At 48.7% G+C, this 706-nt stretch carries 1 rRNA gene; it reads right to left on the reverse strand.

Features of this window, described 5'->3' with window-relative positions:
- Nucleotides 1-607, reverse strand: a 23S ribosomal RNA gene (locus ACP7EY_RS24005); the annotation flags it as partial.
- Nucleotides 608-706 lie beyond the last annotated feature (99 nt).

Consider the following 706-nt stretch of genomic DNA (forward strand, 5'->3'; position numbering starts at 1 on the left):
GGTTAACCTTGCCACTGAATGTAAGTCGCTGACCCATTATACAAAAGGTACGCAGTCACGGAACAAGTCCGCTCCTACTGTTTGTATGCACACGGTTTCAGGATCTATTTCACTCCCCTCCCGGGGTTCTTTTCGCCTTTCCCTCACGGTACTGGTTCACTATCGGTCGATTACGAGTATTTAGCCTTGGAGGATGGTCCCCCCATGTTCAGACAGGATTTCTCGTGTCCCGCCCTACTTGTCGCATACTTAGTTCCACACATCGCATTTCGTGTAAGGGGCTATCACCCTCTATGGCCAGCGTTTCCAAGCTGTTCCACTATGCGTCATGCTAAATCATGCAGGCTCTTCCCATTTCGCTCGCCACTACTTTGGGAATCTCGGTTGATTTATTTTCCTGCAGCTACTTAGATGTTTCAGTTCGCCGCGTTCGCTTTGCATACCTATGTATTCAGTATGCAATGACCTGTAAAGGCCGGGTTACCCCATTCGGAAATCTGCGGATCAAAGTGTGTTTGCTCACTCCCCGCAGCTTATCGCAAGCTACTACGTCCTTCATCGCCTGTAATCGCCAAGGCATCCACCATGTGCACTTATTCGCTTGTCCCTATAACGTTAGCCCCTCCACCGACTAAGCGGAAGGACGTCATAAAGAAAGAAAGTACAGCGTTGTTGCTTGTTTTGATACATACAATCACTACCCATC

This window comes from Massilia sp. DWR3-1-1, assembly GCF_049898325.1.
Taxonomy (GTDB): domain Bacteria; phylum Pseudomonadota; class Gammaproteobacteria; order Burkholderiales; family Burkholderiaceae_D; genus JAFCUW01.